The sequence below is a fragment of the Wenyingzhuangia aestuarii genome (assembly GCF_011927765.1).
GTDB lineage: Bacteria > Bacteroidota > Bacteroidia > Flavobacteriales > Flavobacteriaceae > Wenyingzhuangia > Wenyingzhuangia aestuarii.
Window position 1 is genome coordinate 200,407 of sequence record NZ_JAATJG010000005.1, and the last position, 21,059, is coordinate 221,465.

A 21,059-nucleotide genomic window follows, 5' to 3' on the forward strand; every position below is an offset into this window, starting at 1 on the left:
TTTTACTTCACCTTTTTTAAATCTATTTTTTTGATTTGAAAAAACACCCCTATTAATGATAAAATAGCTGTTAAAAAAGTAAAGAGTAAACCAATGGCTACAGAAATATCTTTATTGTAATGCAAAACATCTGCTGCTTGATAAAACACAAATTCTCTTACTCCAATTCCCGCAAAAGACACAATGGATAAGATGACCGAAATTAAAAAGATGAATAAATAAGAAATCAAATCGGAACTTACTCCAAAATTAATTACCAAACAGTACACAGAAACCAATTGTAAACTCTGTACTAATAAAGAATAAAGCAACGTTTTAAAGTACACGTTTTTAAACGATGGAAATAGTTTTTGCACCAATAATAAAGATAGTAATGGAACTAGCAAAAACAACAAAACACCTAAAGTATATAAAATACTATTAGAAGAAAACCAACCTAAAGATTGCACAAAAGGAATGGCTAAAAGAACTAGTAACATTCCTATAGCTGATAAGCCCGAAAAACGGTCAATAAAAATAGCCGCTGATAATTTTTTAACACTCCAATCAAATTTTTTATGAAGTTTATATACCTTGTAGGCATCACCTCCTATTCCTCCAGGAATAAAAAAATTATAAAACATTCCTATAGCATATAAAATATGATTGCTTTTGGCAGATAAATAATAGCCTAAAGAATGAAAAAAAGTATTCAACCGAATAGAAGAAACCCACTGAGAAGCCAACAAAAAGATACCACTTGCAAGGATTAAAAACAGATGACTATTTTTAATAATAGTAAGCACATCTGCAAAAGAAATTTTGGTAACCACAAAATAAAATAGGAGCACACTCACTCCTATTTTTAAAACGCTTCCTGCTATTTTTTTTAACCTAGGCTTTTTCAAAAGTTGTTACTTTTCTTAAGTTATAAGGTCGTTTATCTTGAGATTCATAATAAGTTTTCATCAATAAATCTATAATAATTCCAACAGTAAAAAACTGAATCCCCATCACTACCAACATTACTCCTAATATTAGTAAGGGTCTTCCCCAAATATCTTCACCCATCAATTTTACAATTAACAAGTAAAAGTTAATTAACATTCCTGCTCCTGCAAATACCAACCCTATGTTACCAAATAAGTAAATAGGTTTTTGCATGTATTTTCTTTGAAACAAAATTAACAACAAGTCGTTAATTACTTTAAAAGTTCTTCCTAATCCGTATTTAGAAACTCCAAATTGACGTGCATGATGTTTTACTGGCATTTCCGATATTCTTGCCCCATTCATAAACGTTACCAAAGAAATAAAACGGTGCATTTCTCCGTATAATTTTAATCCCTTAGCTGTTTCTGCTGTAAATATTTTAATAGCACAACCGTGATCTGTAATATGTAATCCTGTTGTTTTTCTAATAATGTAATTTGCTATTTTAGAAGGCAACGTTCTTACAAAATTGTCTTTTCTTTTTTGACGAATCCCTGTAATCATATCCAAGTCTTCATCAATCAACTTATCTAACATAGCTGGTAAGTCCGATGGATCATTTTGCAAATCTCCATCCATAGTAATAATATACTCACCTTTAGCAATGTCTATACCTGCTGCAATGGCAGAACTTTGTCCGTAATTTTTTCTAAGCTCAACCAAAATAACTTTCGGATGGTTTAGTTCTTTTACTTCTTTACGTGTGTTATCTGTAGAACAATCATCAATGTAAATAATCTCATAATTGTACCCTTCTAAACCTTTATCTATATTATCTGTTAACAAAGTAACATTTCCCTCTTCGTTATAAACAGGAACTACAATAGATAATAAACTCGTTTTACTCATCTTACTTTTATTTCGATTCGACAAACTTACTCATAATCTTGAAAACGGAGATAAGTTGTTTGCTAAATAATCATTTTGCTTTTTTAAAATTATCGTTGTACCAGATATCTTTTTCTTAGCGTTTCTGGTCTAGACTTAGGATTTAAGAACTTTAACTTTAATCTAGTAATTCTATAATGCTCTAGAGGATACACAGTAGACCATTGTATTCCTGCTTTTTTAGTTTCTAAAAAAGAAGCCTCTTCTAAATACACCCATTCTCCTTTTTTGACTTGAGTAAACATATTAGTAACAGCAACTCTTTTTAAATTTTTATGCGCACAAAAACTAACCGACCAAGCCTCTATACCCTCTCTTAAATACAACTTATTTGCATCTATATTATTTTCTTTGATGATGTTACTAGCTACAATTCCAGATTGATATTGTAACAAATTAGGATAAAACTGTGTATTTAGCGTAAAATTGATTAACACCATTAATCCTACAGAAGAAACTATTAATTTTCTAAAAGGCAGTGCTTTTTCTTGAAACCAAAAAATCAGTAATAAAACTAGAATGATGATAATTCCCAACACAACCATCCAACTAGAAAGTGGAAATGCCCAAAACGATAAGCCCAACACAAACACACCTAAAAACAAAAACAGTCCTATTTGAAAATTTGCCCAACGGTTTAATAGCTTAAACTTTTTATTTTTATGTAAACTCCATAAATAACCTACTACTAAAACAGCCATTACAGAGAATAAACTATTTAAATAATGTGGTAATTTAAATTTAGAAGTACTAATTACCAACAAAACCAGCAGAACTCCTAAAGAACTCATTAATTCAAAACCTTCTATTTTTTTAAATCTAGTAACAATCGCTTTTTTAAGGTTGCTAAACATCCCCACATACATTAAAATTGGCCAGGGTAAAAATGCCCACAAAATGGTATGAAAGAAAAAGAAATAATCAGGGCTGTTATTTTTAAAACCTGTTGCGGTTAATCTATTAAAACTTTGATCCCACAAAATAAATTTTACTCCTGAAATATTTGAGTATCCATTAAAGACTTTTTCCGGATGCAAATCAAACTGAACATAATAAGCATATAAAACGGGGCTTATAAAAAATACGTAAGCCACTAGCCCTACCAGTACTTTCCAAGAAAAAACTTGTTTCCATCTATTAGTATAGAGTACATGTACAAATAACAATACTCCACAAATAAATACAGCCAACTGACCTTTGCTAGAAAAACCAATTGCTAAGCCTAAAAACCCAATAATTAAATTCTGAATTTTAGATGTATCTAAATATTTTACAAAATTATAAATGGCTAAGGCAATAGCTCCTGTTAACACCGCATCGGTTCTAACATCGTGATTAGCTAAGATGACTGCTTGTACCGATAAAAACACCAAAGAGGCAATATGATTTATTTTTTTACCATAAAAATGAACGGCTAATTTATTGGTGCAAAACGCTCCTATAAAAGTAAAAATTAATGCCGGTAATTTGTAAGACCAAGCATGGATTCCAAAGACTTTAAAAGACAAAGCCGCTAGCCAAAAATGCATATGAGGTTTGTCTAAATAATCATTAGTTCCTTTATATATATTCAAAAAATCATTTTCTAAATACATTCTCATTGCCATGGTTGCATGTTGTGCCGAATCGTTTTCCATTACAGGAATAAACAATCCGCATACATATACCAACAACAAAAAAACATACAATAGGTAGATCTCCTTTTTAGATAAAATCATAATTATTTAAGAATCTTTTGTTTGTTTATTTTCCAAAAACTCTTGTAGTATGGTTTTCAAACAAACTTTTTTGCGAAAATAATTCTTTAAAAATACTTAATTGATTTATTTCTTTTTTATTTCTAGTATTGGTCATAACCACACCGTTGGGATGTTCCTGAAAAAAAACACGAACTTCTTCTATAGAATTAACCACTTTATAAGTTCGCTTAAAATTGATAGGGAAAGCTGCATCCATTCTTTTATATACAACTACAGGAATTTCTTTACCTATAGTTTGCTTGTATTTTTCTACGGGAGTTTCTTTGGTTAGTTCAGGAAATATAAGTCCAAACAACACCAAACTTAACATCATAAAAGTAGCCACCAAGCATAAAAAACTTTTTTTAAGTGATGATTTTAAAAAATACAGATAAGCAAATCCAACCCCTAAAGGCACAAAAAACAAGACAATAGCTACCCAACTTTTGGTACTTAATTCTAGTTCTTGAGACAAAGCCACATAACCACCAATAGGGAAAGCTAGCGCTATTAGAATAAGAACAATCCATTCCATATGTTTTGCTTTTACAACTATTTGATTATTGTATACATTACTTAACCACCAAGCCAATACAATAGCTATAAACGGATAACAAGGCATTGTATAATTAGGTAATCTGGTAGCAGAAACACAAAAGAACCCTACAAAAACAAGAACCACTAAAGTACAGTAGTAGATAAAAATATTTTTTCTTGCTTGTTTAAGACCAGCGCTTATGGCTCTAAAAACCCACAAACTAAAAGGGAACATTCCTAAAATAACAAAGCCAATGGTAATTAAAAACACACCACCATGCCCTTCCATTTCTCCACTAAAACGTTCTAAATTATGCTTAAAGAAAAAACCTTCCGTAAAAACTCCATCTGTATGTAAGTGTGCAACATAAAACCAAGGAATACTTAATAAAGCTATCCAAAGTATTCCTTCAAAAAACTTAAACTTTAAAAATATATTGGCATTTAATTTTTTATATAAAATAAGATGAATAAAAGCTACCAAACCAGGCATTACCATAGCTATAGGACCTTTTGTTAACACACCAAAACCAATAGCAGTGTAAAGAACTAACAATGCTTTTTTATTCTGAGAAAGATAAAATTCTATATAGCTAAAAAACGTTAAACTCATCCAAAAAATTAAATAAGGATCGGGTACAGCCAAGTGGAATTCTTGAATAAAATAAAAAGAAGATAATAAAACCCCTAAAGTTATTTTTGCTACTTGATTTCCCAAATGCTTTTTAGCAGACAAATAGGTTATTAAAATTGTTAATGCTCCAAAAAAAGCGGAGAAAAAACGTGCTCCCAAAGCATTTACACCAAACAACTTATAGCCTATCATCATAAAAAAATAATGAAAAGGAGGTTTATCAGTTCTTATGACTCCGTTAAAAGTAGGTTTAAACCAATCTCCGTTAACCAACATTTCCCTTGCTGCCTCGCTATTTTTAGCTTCGTCTAATATATATATGATAGAATTGCCATCACCAAACAAACAAAATAAAAAGACAAACAAAAACACCCACACCCAAGTGTACTTAGATTCTAATAAATTCATCTTATTAATCGTTTATTAAGACTATAAATTCCTCTTTTTTAGGATTGATAGTCAACCTATAATTGTACCAACTTTTTTCAGTTCTAAAAACTAGAACATAGGCAATACAAGTAGTTAACACTCCTACAATGGCTCCTGTAAAAACATCCACAAAAAAATGTTGCACCAAATACATTCTAGAAATTCCTATTAAGGAAGCGAATAAGAAAATAACTATTGCAGTATTTATCTTATTTAACTTTAAAGCAAAAAAAGTGGCTATAAAAAAAGAATAGGCTGTGTGTCCCGAAGGGAAAGAATCTGTTTTTCTGATTTTAACTCCTTGTACAAAATCAAGAGTATTTAAAAGTCCTTGTTCTTTAAAAAACAAATAAGGTCTAAAAGTACCATCAAAGATTAAATGTTTACACAGAATAACCACAAAAGATTCTATGGCAAAAGCTAAAACAAAAAAGTATAGATATTTTAATTTAAATCTTAATACAATCAATAAAAATAAAAAGATACTTAAGGTATTTCCTACACTACTTAATTTCTTAAACACAATGTTTAAAAAAGGGCTATGAAGTTTGTTTAACAACAAAACTACTTCTCCTTTTGGATAGGTGAAAAAGAAAATAGAAGCAACTAGAAAAACTACAAAAGGTAGTAAAACGCTAAATTTATGCTGACTGTACTTATTTATCATAAATACAAAGCTAACGCTCTACTAAATTCTAATAGTTAAGTCAGTTTTACGAAATACTTAATTACTGAGCACTCTTAACACCTTTTTCCAACCAATTTAAATATTTGGTAACATTAGGAGTATAACCTACAGGCTTAGAAACATCGTTTCCATCAGCATCTAAAACTACATAATAAGGTTGCGCATTGGTTTTATAACGCTGCTCTTGAAAATGTGCCCATTTTTGACCTTTATATCGATATGGTTTTCCTGTTAATGGAGATATTTCTTGCTCATCAAAAGCTTGCCTATCGTCCACATGTAAGGAAATCAAGACTACTTTATGCTGTAGAATAGCCAATACCTCTGGATCTGTCCAAACGTTTTGCTCCATTTTTCTACAGTTTACACAAGCATACCCTGTAAAATCTAACAAAACAGGTTTGTTTACTTTTTTAGCATAAGCCAAGCCTAAATCGTAATCTTTAAAAGTTAAAATATTATAAGGAGCCATAATATGAGCACCTTTTGGTAAATCTCCATGATTACTATTACTTATAGTTTGTATAGCACCTAATCCATTTGGCGATTCGCTATATTCTAACGGAGGCACAAATGCTCCTATTATTTTAACGGGTGCTCCAAACAATCCAGGAATCATATAAGCCACAAATACAAAACTAATCATAGCCAATACCAATCTACTTACCGATAGTTTTTCTACAGCCTGATAATCGTGTGGCAATCTTATTTTACCTAATAAATACAATCCAAGTAATAAGAACACTACAATCCAAATTGCAATAAACACTTCTCTTTCTAACCAATGTGCCTGTAATACTAAATCTGCATTAGATAAAAATTTAAATGCCAATGCCAACTCTAAAAATCCTAAAACTACTTTTACCGTATTTAGCCAACCTCCAGATTTTGGTAAAGAATTCATCCAACCCGGAAAAATGGCAAACAAAGTAAATGGCAATGCTATTGCTGATGAAAAGCCTAACATAGATACAATAGGAGCAATTCCTCCTTGAGAGGCAGATTCTACCAAAGCAGTTCCAACAATAGGTCCTGTACAAGAAAACGAAACTACAGCCAAAGCCATAGCCATAAAGAAAATCCCTACAAAGCCACCCTTATCCGCTTTTTCATCCAATTTAGTTCCCCAAGAACTTGGTAACACCAATTCATAAGCCCCTAAAAACGAAAATGCAAAAAATAATAAAATCACAAAAAACACAACGTTAAAAATAACATTTGTAGACAACTCATTTAAAGCACTTGGCCCAAACGTAGCCACAACTATTGTTCCTAGTAATACATAAATTAAAATAATACAGACTCCATATACAATGGCATTTCTAATTCCTAATGCTCTACTTTTACTTTGTTTGGTAAAAAAACTCACTGTCATAGGAATCATAGGAAATAGACATGGAGTAATTAAAGCGGTTAATCCTGCTAAAAAACTTAGTAAAAACAACATTCCGTAACTTTTCTTTTCCGTATTTTCTGTTGATGAAATTTCCTTTACATCTGATGTTTTATAAACTGCAGATACATCATAAATTAAATCTACTTCTTTAGGAGGCAAACACATTTGATCATTACAAACCATAAATTCCACAGAACCTTTTAAGGTAGATGTAGCTTCTTTTAACGCTACCACTTGTTTGAACTCTGCTTGATGCCCAAAATATTTTAATTTCATTCCAAAAGTAGGATCCTCAACAACCTCACCTTCTCCTTCAGATGTTTTTCCAATAGTGTTAATTTCTTTTGGATAATAAAACGTAGTAGGTATAGGTCCTCCATCTTCTACAAACTGACTATATAAATGCCAACCGTCTTCTATAGTTGCGGTGGAAACCAAAACTATTTCTCCTTCTTTATTTTGCACTACCGAGGTAGTCCAAGAAACAGGATCAAAAACTTGAGCAGTGGCAGTTACAAGTGAAAAAATTGTTAATAATCTGAATAAATGAATTGTTAATTTCATGAAAAAATAATTTGATACTAAGACGATAATCTAATAAGTTCTTTACAAGTTTATAATACTTCCTTTCATTAATAGTTTGATGTTTCCATAAGTATTAGATAAGCAAAGTAAAGAATCTTGTCTGTTTTTAAAACAAACTTGGGTAATTCCCTCTTCTTCTTGGGGTACTAACGCTTGATTGTCTATTTCAGTATGCATTAAAAACCAATAAGTAACTTTCATTACTTTTTTACCTTTATGTTCAAAAACATGATAAGTAGTTTCTAACTCTTTATCTATAATAAGCCCCGTAACGTTGCATTCCTCCTCAACTTCTCTTATTGCTGCAACTTCCTTAGACTCTCCTTTTTCTATATGTCCTTTAGGTAAATCCCATTTGTCAAATCGGTAAATCCAAAGAAGCTCATCAGCCTTATTTTTCACCACACCCCCTGCTGCTTCTCGAACTTCGAAATTTAACAGAAAATTGAGCCAATCATTCTCCAAATTGTCACAAATAACATTTATTTTTACCTCGGGATTTTTAGAGATCTCATCAAAAAGAAACTGACAATCAAGTTCCTGATATAAAACAGATTTAAAACTAGCTACACTAGCATTCATTTCTGTAAAAAAAACTGGAACTTCATTGATAAAAACTTTATACATTTGCACTATGATTTTTAACAAAGATACAGCAAATAATACCGCAGAACAGCTTTTGAAAATAAAAGCTATTAAACTACAACCTAACGATCCTTTCACGTGGGCTTCGGGTTGGAAATCTCCAATTTATTGTGATAATAGAATTACACTTTCTTATCCAATGATTCGAAATTTTCTAAAAACCAATATGGCCAAAGCCATAGAAGAAAACTACGGAAAACCTGATGTAATTGCAGGTGTAGCCACTGGAGCTATTGCTATTGGAGTTTTAGTAGCACAAGAGCTTGGAATTCCTTTTGTATACGTAAGACCAGAACCTAAAAAACACGGTAGAAAAAACCAAATTGAAGGTTATTTAGAAAAAGGTTCTAACGTTGTTGTTGTTGAGGATTTAATTAGCACAGGAAAAAGTAGTTTATTAGCCGTTGAAGCTTTAAAAGAAGCAGATGTTAACGTAAAAGGAATGATGGCCATATTTACATATGGGTTTCCTATTGCTGATGAAAACTTTAAAGAAGCAAACGTTAGCTTAACAACCTTAAGCAACTATAAAATATTATTAGAACAAGCTGTTAAAGATAATTACATTACAGCTAAAGAATTAGCATTGGTTCAAGCTTGGAGAAAAGCTCCAGACAAATGGACTAATGAAGAAGACTAAACACCTCCAAAAAGCATCTTAATTTTTAAGATGCTTTTTTTAGATCTATTCTATATATTTGTATCCATAGAAACCCATTCTTATGAAATTAGAAACTCCAACAATTAGCATTGCAAAATCTACTGAAACTATTTTTTCTTTTTTAACTGATTTAAAAAACTTTGAACAGTTAATGCCTAGTAACATAGAAAAATTTAAAGTAGACGGAGAATCTTTCTTATTTGCTTTATCTGGAATGCCAGAAATTAGATTGGTTTTAAAAGAGCAAACACCTAGTAATAAAATAGTCTTAGGAGCTGCTTCTAGTAAACTAGACTTTAGTTTAACCATTCTTTTAAATTCTGTTGATGATGCAAATGCTACCGCTCAACTTTTGTTTGATGGTAAATTTAATCCTATGATGGCTATGATGGTAAAAAAACCATTAACTAACTTTATCAACGCAATTAGTGACAACCTAAAAAATATTTAAAGAAAACTTATTTCTTTAACCGCATAGGAATATTGTACTTCATCTTCTTTTTCTACAATTAGTAAACCTTCATCAGAAACGTTTATTACTTTTGCCATAAACACATTTCCTTGTTTATCTTTAAACATAGATGGAATATTTAATTTAAACAAATACGATAAATATTCTTTTTTGATGAGTTCCTTATTATCTACAATATAATCAACTGTTAGTACTTTTTTAAACTCATTTAAAATCTGTTTTAAAATGGTATCACGATTATAATCTACACCACTTATTGCAGACATCGAAGTTGCGTTAGGTAAAAAATCCGGAAATTCTAACTGATTCACATTTAAACCAATTCCGATAAAAGTTTCCGAAATTGTGTCTTTTTTAATTTTATTTTCTACTAAAATTCCAGCAATTTTCTGATTATATGACATTATGTCGTTAGGCCATTTTATCTGGATTTTTGTTTTAGTTCCTAAAATTTCATCTAAAACAGCTCTTGTTTTTAACGCTGCTAAAAAACTAACACAAGGAGCAAGTCCAATGGACAAGCCTGTTAACACAACATAAACTGTAAAAAGTAAATTCTTTCCATCGGCAGAATGCCACTGCGTATTCATTTGCCCCTTGCCTTTAAATTGGGCATCAGCAACAACTGTTGTAAAATTTTCTAAAGATCCTTTCTTTGACAAATCTTTCAAAAAAAGACTTGTAGAATCAATGGCATTAAGTTTGATTATATTCACGTATAAATTATAAGTACAATAGTATAAAGAATCGCTTAAAAAACGATAACTTTGCCACAAAACTAAAGATTTTTTAATGTCTAAAAAACACGTAAGTACCGATCAGTTAATTTCTACAGTAATAAAAGGAATTGACGAGGTAAAAGGTCAAGATATTCAACTGATTGATTTAAGAGAAATTGACAACACTATATGCGACTATTTTGTAGTCTGTACAGGAACATCAAACACTCATGTAAGTGCCATCTCTGGTTCTGTTCAAAAAATAGTTGGAAAAGAAGCTCAAGAAAAACCATTTCACGTAGAAGGGGAAAGCCAAGCTAATTGGATTTTAATGGATTATGTCCATGTAATCGTTCATGTTTTTCAAAAACCCGTAAGAGAACTTTACGATATTGAAGGATTATGGGGTGATGCTAAAATCACTAAAATTTCTTCGGAATCTTAAAAAGCATACAAGCAAATGAGCAAAGAAAAAAATCAACCTAAACCCAATGGGATAAAGCCTAAATTCAATTCGTATTGGATTTACGCAGCTATTATAGCCGTTATTCTATCATTTAACTTTTTTGGAAATACAGCTACAAGCACAGATATTTCTAGAAATAAGTTTGAAGAATTGTTAAGGTCTAATGATATTGAAAACATTTTTATTGTTAACAATGATTACGCTGAAATTCATTTAACCAAAGAGGCTCAAGAAAAACTAAATGCATCTAAGCAACAAGACAATGTAATGCCTTGGGCTCCTACAAAGCCAGTTTTAACCTACAACTTTGGTAGCTTAGAAAATTTTGAAAATTTAATCAACGAAAACAAAGAGGAATACAATTTAGCTATTGACCTTAAGTTTGACAACAGAACCGATTTATTTGATTCATTAATTGGATTTTTACCATTTATTGTAATACTTGGTCTATGGATCTTTTTTATGAGAAGAATGTCTGGTGGTGCCGGAGGAGGTGGTGCTGGAGGACAAATCTTCAACATAGGAAAATCAAAAGCTAAGTTGTTTGATGAAAAACAAAAGGTAAAAGTATCTTTTAAAGATGTTGCCGGACTTGTTGGGGCTAAAGAAGAAGTACAAGAAATTGTAGACTTCTTAAAAAACCCTGAAAAATACACAAACTTAGGAGGTAAAATTCCTAAAGGAGCTTTATTAGTGGGACCTCCTGGAACAGGTAAAACTTTATTAGCAAAAGCTGTTGCTGGTGAAGCAGGAGTACCTTTCTTTTCGTTATCAGGATCAGACTTTGTAGAAATGTTTGTAGGTGTAGGAGCCTCTAGAGTTAGAGACTTGTTTAAACAAGCTGCTCAAAAATCTCCATCTATCATTTTTATTGATGAAATTGATGCTATTGGTAGAGCAAGAGGAAAAAACAACATGACAGGTGGTAATGATGAGCGTGAAAACACTTTGAACCAATTGTTAACAGAAATGGATGGTTTTGGTACTGATGTAAACGTTATTGTTATTGCAGCAACCAACCGTGCAGATGTATTAGACAAAGCCTTAATGCGTGCTGGTAGATTTGACAGACAAATTTATGTGGACTTACCAGACTTAAACGAAAGATCTGCCATTTTTAATGTGCATTTAAAACCTTTAAAGTTAGGTGATGATGTAAACGTAGATTTCTTAGCGCAACAAACTCCTGGTTTCTCTGGAGCAGATATAGCAAACCTTTGTAATGAAGCTGCTTTAATGGCTGCTAGAAAAAACAAAAAGGCAATTGAAAACGAAGACTTTTTAGACTCTGTTGATAGAATTGTTGGAGGATTAGAAAAGAAGAACAAAATTATTTCTGCAAAAGAAAAGAAAACTATTGCTTATCACGAAGCTGGACACGCAACTGCAAGTTGGATGTTAGAACACGCAGCTCCTTTGGTTAAAGTAACTATTGTACCTAGAGGTCAATCTTTAGGAGCAGCATGGTACTTACCAGAAGAAAGAATGATTGTGCAAACAGAGCAAATGCTAGATGAAATGTGTGCTACCTTAGCGGGTAGAGCGGCTGAAAAAATTATTTTCAACAAAATTTCTACAGGTGCTTTAAGTGATTTGGAAAAAGTAACCAAACAAGCTAGAGCCATGGTAAGTATTTATGGATTGAGCGATAAAGTTGGGAACTTAACCTATTACGATTCTAGTGGACAAGAATATGGTTTTACAAAACCTTATAGCGAAAACACAGCACAACTAATTGACGAAGAAATTAGTAACTTAATAGAGACTCAATACCTTAGAGCTATTGCCATCTTAACCGAAAACAAAGATAAACTGACTGAATTAGCAGATCGTTTATTAGAAAAAGAAGTTATTTTTAAAGATGACTTAATCAAAATTTTTGGAAAGAGAGCATTTTTAAGCGAAGGTGAAAAGTTAGAACAAAAATTAAAAGAACAAGAAACCGAAGAAGAAACTTCTGAGGTAGAAGGTTAAAAATCAGGCAAATTATTTGATGAGTTTATTTAGTAAATTTTTTAAAACTTCAAATACCAAACCATCATCTAAAGAGAAAAAAATCAACGAACAACCCGTTGTTTTGTCTTTAGATGATTTGTTTGTTAATAACTTCATCAACAAAGGTGGTAAGTTCCTATACTGCATTTCGCAAAAAGAAGCCGTACAAACGTTTAAAAGAATATTATTAGAAAACAATTGGTCAAGTGTTTCTTGCATCAATAATGAGTTAAAAGAAATCTGTATGATTACAGATACCGAAGTCGCTCTTTCTAACAGTCAATATCCTTATTTTTCTACGTGCGAACATTTAGTAGCAGATACTGGGAATATTATGATTTCATCCAATCAGATTGGAGAAATGAAGCTTGGAGAGCTAAACAATAATTTTATTGTGATGGCAAACACCAGTCAGATTGTTAAAAATATGGGAGAAGGATTAACAGGTATTAAATCTAACTGTAAAAATAAAATTCCTACCAATATTTGTGACATTAAGAACTATACCCTAGACAACACAAAAGACAACTTTTTAAACTATGGAATGTCTAATTCCAAGAACCTATATTTAATTTTAGTAGAAGATTTATAAGATACATATATGCTACAAAGAGCTTTTTCAGGAATTATATTTGTTGCCATTCTTATAGGAGCAACATTGTACAGTAGCATTTCTTTCTACTTACTTTTTTTCTTTTTTATGATTGTTGCCATTTTTGAATTCCAAAAACTAAGCAATTACAAAACTTCTTTTTTTTACATTTTAGGAACAATTACTTTTTTGTTATCTACAGGAAGTCTTAAAGTTTTAGGAAGCTACTTCCCTATTAATGCTTTATTTTCTAACGATTTAAAAAACACTAGTTTTATTTATGTTCTGTTGTTTTTTACGTTTCTAATATTGCTGTTTAAAAAGAAACAAAACAATCCTTTTACAGATTTAGGGATTATATTTCTAACCTACCTATATGCTGTAATTCCATTTACCATAATCTTGGCTATTCCTTTTTGTAACGATACAAATACCTACGAAGGAACAACGTTTTTAGGTTGTATTATTTTAATATGGTCTACAGACACATTTGCCTATTTAACAGGTAAAGCTATAGGAAAACATAAATTATACGAAAAAATTTCACCCAACAAAACAATAGAAGGATCTGTTGGAGGTTTGATTTTCACCTTAATAACAGCAACCATACTCTCTAAATATTTTACACAATATTCTTTAACAGAATGGTTGGGTCTAAGTATAGTTATTAGTATTTTTGGTGGATTAGGTGACTTGGTAGAGTCTATGTTTAAAAGAGCTGCAAACATTAAAGATAGTGGGAATTTAATTCCTGGTCATGGTGGAGTGTTAGATCGATTTGATAGTTTGTTATTTGCATCACCTTTTATTTATTTTTATTTACAATTAATTTCATAAAACATGTTTCACAAAGAAGGAAAAATAATTATTACAGCAACAATCATCTTAGCGTTAATAGCTACAGATTTAACTTACTTTTTATTAAAAGATTTTGTTTGGTTGCAATACATTATATATGCAGTAGCATTGTTTTTTGTTTATATTATTTTACAATTCTTTAGAAACCCAAAAAGACATACCAAAGTATCAGACAGCCATGTAGTTGCTCCTGTAGATGGTAAAGTAGTTGTGATAGAAGAAGTTTATGAACCTGAATACTTTAAAGACAAAAGATTACAAGTTTCTATTTTTATGAGTCCATTAAACGTACACGTAACAAGATATGGATTAAGTGGATTGGTTAAGTTTAGCAAATACCATCCAGGTAAATTTTTAGTTGCTTGGCACCCAAAAGCATCAGAAGAAAACGAAAGAACTACAGTAGTTGTAGAAAACAAAGTTTTTGGAGAAGTTTTATACAGACAAATTGCAGGAGCATTAGCAAAAAGAATTGTAAACTACGCAGAAGTAGGTCAAGAAGTATTACAAGGAACAGATGCTGGATTCATTAAATTTGGATCAAGAGTAGACTTATTCCTTCCTTTAGATGCTAAAATTAATGTATCTTTAAATCAAAAAGTAAAGGGAGCAGAAGACATTATTGCTTCTTTAAAATAGAGATTTAACAATATGGACAAAGATGCTTTATTAAAAGAACGTTTTGACAAAGCTGTCAGAATAGCTGCAGAAATGGATCCGCTGCCTCCAGATATTATGTTAGAATTTTATGCTTATTATAAACAAGCTACCAAAGGAGATCATTTTTTTAGCTTTAATGCAAACAACCAAGAAGAAGAAGAGAGTGATATTAGAAGGTCTTTTAAGTTTAATGCTTGGACACAACTAAGAGGTATCTCTCCTAAAAGAGCTAAAAAAGACTACATAAAACTTGTAGAAAAATATAGTAATACAACCATCTAAATAAATAATATCAACATGAAAAAAATAGTACTTATTTTATTAGCTGTTGTTTCGTTAACAGCTTGTAAACAAAAAGAGAAAAAAGGAACTGAAACAACTTCAACACCAACATATCAATTAGATGCTGAAACTGTAGTAGTTAATTGGGTAGGTTATAAGTTTACAAATAAAGCTGGTGTTAAAGGACAATTTCAAACTACAAACGTAACTAACAATCAAAAAGGAGCAACTTTAAATGAGGCTTTAACTGGAGTGGAATTTTCTATTCCGGTAAGTAGTATTTTTAGTAATAACGGAGTTAGAGATGCCAAACTAAAATCTTTATTCTTTGGAATTATGGATAACACAGAGTTACTATCTGGAAAAGTAACTAGCGTAACAGGTACTAATGGTATAGTTTCTTTAACGATGAATAATGAGACACACGATTTACCATTTACATTAAATGTACAAAACAACACTGCTTATTTAAAAGCAACTATTGACATTAATGAATGGCATGCAGAAAATGCTTTAGCTTCTTTACACAAAGCTTGTGAATTATTACACACAGGAGAAGATGGAGTTAGTAAAACATGGAACACTGTAGATATTGATGCGGTTTTAAACTTTATCAAATAGAACATCTAACAATCATATAAAAAAAGGCTCTACAATGTAGAGCCTTTTTTTATGCATAAATTAAAAGTAAATAATACAATATTGGAATTCCTTCTACCCAAAAAGAAGCATAATATTTAGTTTGTTTTGTACTTGCAAATCCTAACATTAATAACAAAATTAAACTTGAAAAAGTAAACTGCCATAACCCAACACTCTTAAAATTAAAACCGTGGAGAGCTACAGCACTTATTATTAAGAATACTCCTAGAAATTTAGCTTTTTTTACTCCCAAAACAATAGGCAGTGTTTTTACTTTTCCCACATCAAAAGAAAAATCTCTAAGATCAAAAGGGAGTGTTAATACAACTACAAACAACATCAACTCCAAAAAATAAAGAATCGTTTGTAAAGAAAAATCTAAAGAAAAAAAGACCACTACCCCAGCCCACACAAAAGCAATAATAAATATTTTTAGTCCAGGAATGTATCTAATAGAATATCTTTCTCCCTTAACTTTCATAAAACTAAACGCGTAAAACAGTGTTAACATTCCAAAAGGAAACAATCTTATTAATTGAGAAACAGTAAACTCTAAAAGAAGAAAAAAAGAACCTACAAAAGCGATTAAATTCATCAACAAAATAAGCCATTTGTACTGATTGCTAAAATGATCAAGTAAATGAACTTTACCATATTTAAATCTATTTAAATATCTAATTAAATGGTACGCTACAAAAGTGGCACAAGCTAATAGAAGAGATTCGTGCAATACATTTATATGAAACAAAAGTCCTGTTGTTTGTACAAAACAATAAACAGCAAGTGATACGTGTAAATTACTAAACACATAAAATTGAAATAAAACTTTTAAGATTTTCATTTAACAAATGGACTTATCAACAAAGTGAAGCAAAATTGCTTAAAACATTTGAGACCATAACAAAAATAAAACTTTTATTATCCGTATTTTTGTCGCTTTTAAATATTTATCCATTTCTTATGAAAACAGATGTTTTTGCAAACAGACATATAGGTTCTGATCTAGATGAACAAGCACAAATGCTTGCGCAAGTAAATGTAAGCTCTATGGAAGAGTTAGTGAATTTAACTGTTCCTAACGATATTCGTTTGCAACAAGATTTACAATTAGCTCCAGCTATGAGTGAATATGAATACATGGATCATATTCAGAAACTATCTGTAAAAAATAAATTATTTAAAAACTACATTGGTTTAGGATACCATCCAACCATTACTCCTGGTGTTATTCAGCGTAATGTATTAGAAAATCCGGGGTGGTATACTGCTTATACACCTTACCAGGCAGAAATTGCTCAAGGTAGATTAGAAGCTTTGTTAAACTTCCAAACCATGGTTACAGATTTAACCGGAATGGAAATTGCCAATTCATCATTGCTAGATGAAGGTACTGCTGCTGCCGAAGCTATGATTTTGTTATTTACAACTCGTAGTAGAGCACAAAAGAAAAGTAACGCTTCACATTTTTTTGTATCAGACAACGTGTTGCCACAAACTATAGATATTTTATACTCTAGAGCAACTCCTTTAAATATTGAGATAATTATTGGAAATCACGAAACTTTTGAGTTCGATCAAAATGTATTTGGTGGTTTGGTTCAATATCCTGGAAAAAACGGAAAAGTAGTAGATTATTCTGATTTTGTTAAAAAAGCAAATAATATAGAAGCTAGAATTGCTGTAGCTGCAGATTTATTAAGTCTTACTTTGTTAACTCCTCCGGGAGAATGGGGAGCTGATATTGTCGTAGGAACTACTCAACGTTTTGGAATTCCAATGGGATACGGAGGACCACACGCTGCATATTTTGCAACTAAAGAAGCCTACAAAAGATCTTTACCTGGTAGAATTATTGGGGCAACTAAAGATTTAGATGGAAACCGTGCTTTACGTATGGCATTACAAACTAGAGAGCAACATATAAAAAGAGAAAAAGCAACCTCTAACATTTGTACTGCTCAGGTTTTACTAGCTGTAATGGCAAGCATGTATGGTGTTTTTCATGGAGCAAAAGGACTAAAGTACATTGCAAATAAAATATTAAACCATACATATACGTTAAACTTAGCGTTAAAAGAATTAGGTTTTGAACAAGTAAACCCAGTGTTTTTTGACACCTTAAATGTAACCGTTCCTTCTGCTAGTAAAGTAAAAGAAATTGCAGAATTGTTACATATTAACTTTTTATACAATTCAGAAACTTCGGTTAGTATTGCTATTAACGAAACAACCAATTTAAAAGACCTTAACGAAATTGCTAGAATTTTAGCAAAAGCAACAGGTAAGAACTTTACAGAAATTCACAAAATTGTAGAGGTTGATGTAAAACCAGAATTTAAAAGAACATCAACCTATTTAACAAACCCTGTATTTAATACGTACCATTCTGAAACTGCAATGATGCGTTATATTAAAAAATTAGAACGTAAAGATTTATCGCTAAATCATTCAATGATTTCTTTAGGATCTTGTACTATGAAATTAAATGCAGCTTCTGAAATGTTACCTTTAAGTTGGCCAAATTGGGGGAATATCCACCCATTTGTACCTGTAGAACAAGCACAAGGATACCAAGAAGTTTTAAGAGGTTTAGAAAATGATTTAAATGAGATTACAGGATTCCACGCTACCTCACTTCAACCCAACTCTGGTGCACAAGGTGAATATGCAGGACTTTTAGTCATTAAAGCATATCACGAATCTAGAAACGATCACCATAGAAATATTTGTTTAATTCCTTCTTCTGCTCACGGAACAAATCCTGCATCTGCTGTTATGGCAGGTATGAAAGTAGTGGTTACTAAAGCTACTGAAGATGGAAACATTGATATTGAAGATTTAAGAGAAAAAGCTATTTTACACAAAGATAATTTATCGTGTTTAATGGTTACTTACCCTTCTACTCACGGAGTTTTTGAAAGCGGAATTAAAGAAATTACACAATTAATTCACGACAACGGAGGACAAGTATATATGGACGGTGCCAACATGAATGCCCAAGTAGGATTAACAAATCCTGCTACAATTGGTGCAGATGTTTGTCACTTAAACCTACACAAAACTTTTGCCATTCCTCATGGAGGAGGTGGACCGGGAGTAGGACCAATTTGTGTAGTAGAACACCTAGCACCTTTCTTACCTTCTAACCCTGTAGTAAAAACAGGTGGAAACCATGCTATTAAAGCAATTTCTGCAGCTCCTTGGGGGTCTGCTTTGGTTTGTTTAATTTCTTATGGGTACATAAAAATGTTAGGAGCTAAAGGATTAAAATTAGCAACACAAAATGCTATTTTAAATGCCAACTACATCAAATCTAAATTAGAAGCAGAATACAATATTTTATATTCTGGAGAAAACGGATTCTGTGCACACGAAATGATTGTTGACTTTAGACAATTTAAAGCCAAAGGAATTGAAGTAACCGATGTAGCTAAACGTCTAATGGATTATGGTTTCCATGCACCAACAGTATCTTTTCCTGTAGCAGGAACTTTAATGATAGAACCTACAGAAAGTGAAAACAAAGAAGAACTAGATACTTTTATTAATGCCATCCTTAGTATTAAAGCAGAAATAGATGAATTAGAGCATCATGATGAAAACTCTATACTAAAAAATGCACCACATACACAGCAAATGTTAACTTCTGATGAGTGGGAATTTAACTATTCTAGAGCAAAAGCTGCCTACCCTATGGAAGGAATATCTCATAATAAATTTTGGCCTACAGTTCGTAGAGTAGATGATGCTTACGGAGATAGAAATTTAGTTTGTTCTTGTGAGCCTATTGAAAGTTATATGGAAGCATAAAAATTCTTAAATAAAACGCTAAAAATCTCCATCATTAATTTGATGGAGATTTTTTATTTAGAATGTATTTTTGTTGATAATTTTTTTCTTTTTTTTAAAAAATCATTTACCGATATTCAAACATAAAAATTACACTTAAAAAAACATCAAACAACCTAGTTTAAAAGGTTTTAACAAAAAACTGAATTACGCTTCCCACGAAATTCAACCTCAACATTTTACAAACCTTGTAAATTCTTCAAAAAGAGGCACTAAAAAAGTCCTTACAGATGTTTATTACTTAGTCATAATGTGTTATTTTTGCTCCTATTCGACAAATAAAAACTAAAACTACGTAGTTACACCTAGTATGTTTTTTGTAATAATTTAAATTAAATCATGAAAGAAATCACCAAAGAAACCTATATCAATTGGTATAAGGACATGCTTTTCTGGAGAAAGTTTGAGGATAAATTGGCAGCAGTTTATATCCAACAAAAAGTTAGAGGATTCTTACACCTTTACAATGGTCAAGAAGCTATTTTAGCTGGATGTTTACACGTTATGGAATTAGGAGGTAAAGACAAAATGATTACAGCTTACCGTAACCACGTACAACCTATTGGTATGGGAGTAGATCCTAAAAAAGTGATGGCTGAATTGTATGGAAAAGTTACTGGTACCTCTAAAGGTATGGGTGGTTCTATGCATATTTTTTCTAAAGAACACGGTTTTTACGGAGGACATGGTATTGTTGGAGGTCAAATTCCATTAGGTGCTGGTATGGCTTTTGGTGATAAATACCACAATACAGGTGGAGTTACTATTTGTTGTTTTGGTGATGGTGCTGCTCGTCAAGGGTCACTTCACGAAACATTTAACATGGCAATGCTTTGGAAATTACCCGTAGTATTTATTGTAGAAAACAATGGATACGCAATGGGAACTTCTGTAGAACGTACTGCCAACCACCAAGAAATTTGGAAATTAGGTTTAGGGTACGAAATGCCTTGTGGACCTGTAGACGGAATGGATCCTATAAAAGTTGCTGAGGCAATGGACGAAGCAATGGAAAGAGCTCGTAGAGGTGACGGACCAACTTTCTTAGAAATGAAAACTTACCGTTATAGAGGTCACTCTATGTCGGATGCACAACACTATCGTACAAAAGACGAGGTTGCAGAATATAAAAAGATTGACCCTATTACTCAAGTATTAGATGTCATCAAAAAAGAAAACTACTTAACAGAAGAAGAAATCAAAGCGATTGACAAAGACGTTAAGGCTAAAGTTTTGGAATGTGAAAAATATGCTGAAGATTCTCCATACCCAGACAAGCAACAATTATACGACATGGTGTACGAGCAAGAGAATTACCCATTTGTAAAACATAAATAATCCAAGAAAAAA

General features: G+C 31.6%; 20 protein-coding genes. 11 read left to right on the forward strand and 9 right to left on the reverse strand.

The window, feature by feature from the left end:
• Nucleotides 1-2 precede the first annotated feature (2 nt).
• The 7 genes from GGR97_RS06815 to GGR97_RS06845 all read right to left on the reverse strand — a co-directional run bounded on the left by GGR97_RS06815 (nt 3) and on the right by GGR97_RS06845 (nt 8,495).
• Nucleotides 3-887: a lysylphosphatidylglycerol synthase transmembrane domain-containing protein gene (locus GGR97_RS06815; protein ID WP_167897770.1), complete on the reverse strand. Its 885-nt coding sequence runs from the start codon at nt 885-887 to the stop codon at nt 3-5.
• Nucleotides 874-1,821: a glycosyltransferase family 2 protein gene (locus GGR97_RS06820; RefSeq protein ID WP_167897771.1), complete on the reverse strand. Its 948-nt coding sequence runs from the start codon at nt 1,819-1,821 to the stop codon at nt 874-876. The genes GGR97_RS06815 and GGR97_RS06820 overlap by 14 nt, the downstream gene beginning before the upstream one ends.
• 89 nt (nt 1,822-1,910) lie before the next feature.
• Nucleotides 1,911-3,578 carry an ArnT family glycosyltransferase gene (locus GGR97_RS06825; protein ID WP_167897772.1) on the reverse strand — a complete coding sequence of 556 codons (1,668 nt, stop codon included), beginning with the start codon at nt 3,576-3,578 and terminating at the stop codon, nt 1,911-1,913.
• A gap of 25 nt (nt 3,579-3,603) precedes the next feature.
• Nucleotides 3,604-5,178: an ArnT family glycosyltransferase gene (locus tag GGR97_RS06830; protein WP_167897773.1), complete on the reverse strand. Its 1,575-nt coding sequence runs from the start codon at nt 5,176-5,178 to the stop codon at nt 3,604-3,606.
• A gap of 4 nt (nt 5,179-5,182) precedes the next feature.
• Nucleotides 5,183-5,866 (reverse strand): phosphatase PAP2 family protein, encoded by a 684-nt coding sequence (locus tag GGR97_RS06835; protein WP_167897774.1) that lies wholly within the window; start codon nt 5,864-5,866, stop codon nt 5,183-5,185.
• 61 nt (nt 5,867-5,927) lie between these two features.
• Complete coding sequence (locus GGR97_RS06840) at nt 5,928-7,847, reverse strand: protein-disulfide reductase DsbD family protein (protein ID WP_167897775.1); 1,920 nt, start codon at nt 7,845-7,847, stop codon at nt 5,928-5,930.
• Nucleotides 7,848-7,889: 42 nt separating this feature from the next.
• Nucleotides 7,890-8,495: an NUDIX hydrolase gene (locus GGR97_RS06845; RefSeq protein WP_245229466.1), complete on the reverse strand. Its 606-nt coding sequence runs from the start codon at nt 8,493-8,495 to the stop codon at nt 7,890-7,892.
• Between the two features lie 7 nt (nt 8,496-8,502).
• Here GGR97_RS06845 and pyrE point away from each other — a divergent pair, with 7 nt between their 5' ends.
• Both pyrE and GGR97_RS06855 read left to right on the forward strand, forming a co-directional pair.
• Nucleotides 8,503-9,153, forward strand: coding sequence for an orotate phosphoribosyltransferase (gene pyrE / locus GGR97_RS06850; RefSeq protein ID WP_167897777.1), 651 nt, complete (start codon nt 8,503-8,505; stop codon nt 9,151-9,153).
• An 82-nt stretch (nt 9,154-9,235) separates the two neighbouring features.
• A complete protein-coding gene (locus tag GGR97_RS06855) occupies nt 9,236-9,625 on the forward strand; it encodes an SRPBCC family protein (RefSeq protein ID WP_167897778.1) in 390 nt (129 codons plus the stop codon).
• On the opposite strand, the gene GGR97_RS06860 is transcribed toward GGR97_RS06855, so the two are convergent.
• A complete protein-coding gene (locus tag GGR97_RS06860) occupies nt 9,622-10,362 on the reverse strand; it encodes a biotin--[acetyl-CoA-carboxylase] ligase (protein ID WP_317165743.1) in 741 nt (246 codons plus the stop codon). The genes GGR97_RS06855 and GGR97_RS06860 overlap by 4 nt on opposite strands.
• 76 nt (nt 10,363-10,438) lie before the next feature.
• Between GGR97_RS06860 and rsfS the strand changes: the two genes are divergently transcribed.
• Genes rsfS through GGR97_RS06895 form a run of 7 tightly spaced genes read left to right on the forward strand, consistent with a single transcriptional unit; the run spans nt 10,439 to nt 15,839 of the window.
• Entirely contained in the window at nt 10,439-10,810 is a 372-nt protein-coding gene (gene rsfS / locus GGR97_RS06865) for a ribosome silencing factor (protein ID WP_167897780.1), read from the forward strand.
• A gap of 15 nt (nt 10,811-10,825) precedes the next feature.
• A complete protein-coding gene (gene ftsH, locus GGR97_RS06870) occupies nt 10,826-12,805 on the forward strand; it encodes an ATP-dependent zinc metalloprotease FtsH (RefSeq protein WP_167897781.1) in 1,980 nt (659 codons plus the stop codon).
• 19 nt (nt 12,806-12,824) lie between these two features.
• Nucleotides 12,825-13,418, forward strand: a complete 594-nt coding sequence (locus tag GGR97_RS06875; RefSeq protein WP_167897782.1) for an LUD domain-containing protein — start codon at nt 12,825-12,827, stop codon at nt 13,416-13,418.
• A 9-nt stretch (nt 13,419-13,427) separates the two neighbouring features.
• Nucleotides 13,428-14,255: a phosphatidate cytidylyltransferase gene (locus tag GGR97_RS06880; RefSeq protein WP_167897783.1), complete on the forward strand. Its 828-nt coding sequence runs from the start codon at nt 13,428-13,430 to the stop codon at nt 14,253-14,255.
• 3 nt (nt 14,256-14,258) lie between these two features.
• On the forward strand, nt 14,259-14,915 hold the full coding sequence (locus GGR97_RS06885) for a phosphatidylserine decarboxylase family protein (RefSeq protein ID WP_167897784.1): 657 nt from the start codon (nt 14,259-14,261) through the stop codon (nt 14,913-14,915).
• Nucleotides 14,916-14,927: 12 nt separating this feature from the next.
• Nucleotides 14,928-15,218: an acyl-CoA-binding protein gene (locus GGR97_RS06890; protein WP_167897785.1), complete on the forward strand. Its 291-nt coding sequence runs from the start codon at nt 14,928-14,930 to the stop codon at nt 15,216-15,218.
• Nucleotides 15,219-15,233: 15 nt separating this feature from the next.
• Nucleotides 15,234-15,839: a YceI family protein gene (locus tag GGR97_RS06895; protein ID WP_167897786.1), complete on the forward strand. Its 606-nt coding sequence runs from the start codon at nt 15,234-15,236 to the stop codon at nt 15,837-15,839.
• A 49-nt stretch (nt 15,840-15,888) separates the two neighbouring features.
• On the opposite strand, the gene GGR97_RS06900 is transcribed toward GGR97_RS06895, so the two are convergent.
• A complete protein-coding gene (locus GGR97_RS06900; RefSeq protein WP_167897787.1) occupies nt 15,889-16,701 on the reverse strand; it encodes a UbiA prenyltransferase family protein in 813 nt (270 codons plus the stop codon).
• 119 nt (nt 16,702-16,820) lie between these two features.
• On the opposite strand from GGR97_RS06900, the gene gcvP reads away from it, so the two are divergent.
• A complete protein-coding gene (gene gcvP, locus GGR97_RS06905; RefSeq protein WP_167897788.1) occupies nt 16,821-19,670 on the forward strand; it encodes an aminomethyl-transferring glycine dehydrogenase in 2,850 nt (949 codons plus the stop codon).
• A gap of 378 nt (nt 19,671-20,048) precedes the next feature.
• Complete coding sequence (pdhA, locus tag GGR97_RS06910) at nt 20,049-21,047, forward strand: pyruvate dehydrogenase (acetyl-transferring) E1 component subunit alpha (RefSeq protein WP_167897789.1); 999 nt, start codon at nt 20,049-20,051, stop codon at nt 21,045-21,047.
• Nucleotides 21,048-21,059 lie beyond the last annotated feature (12 nt).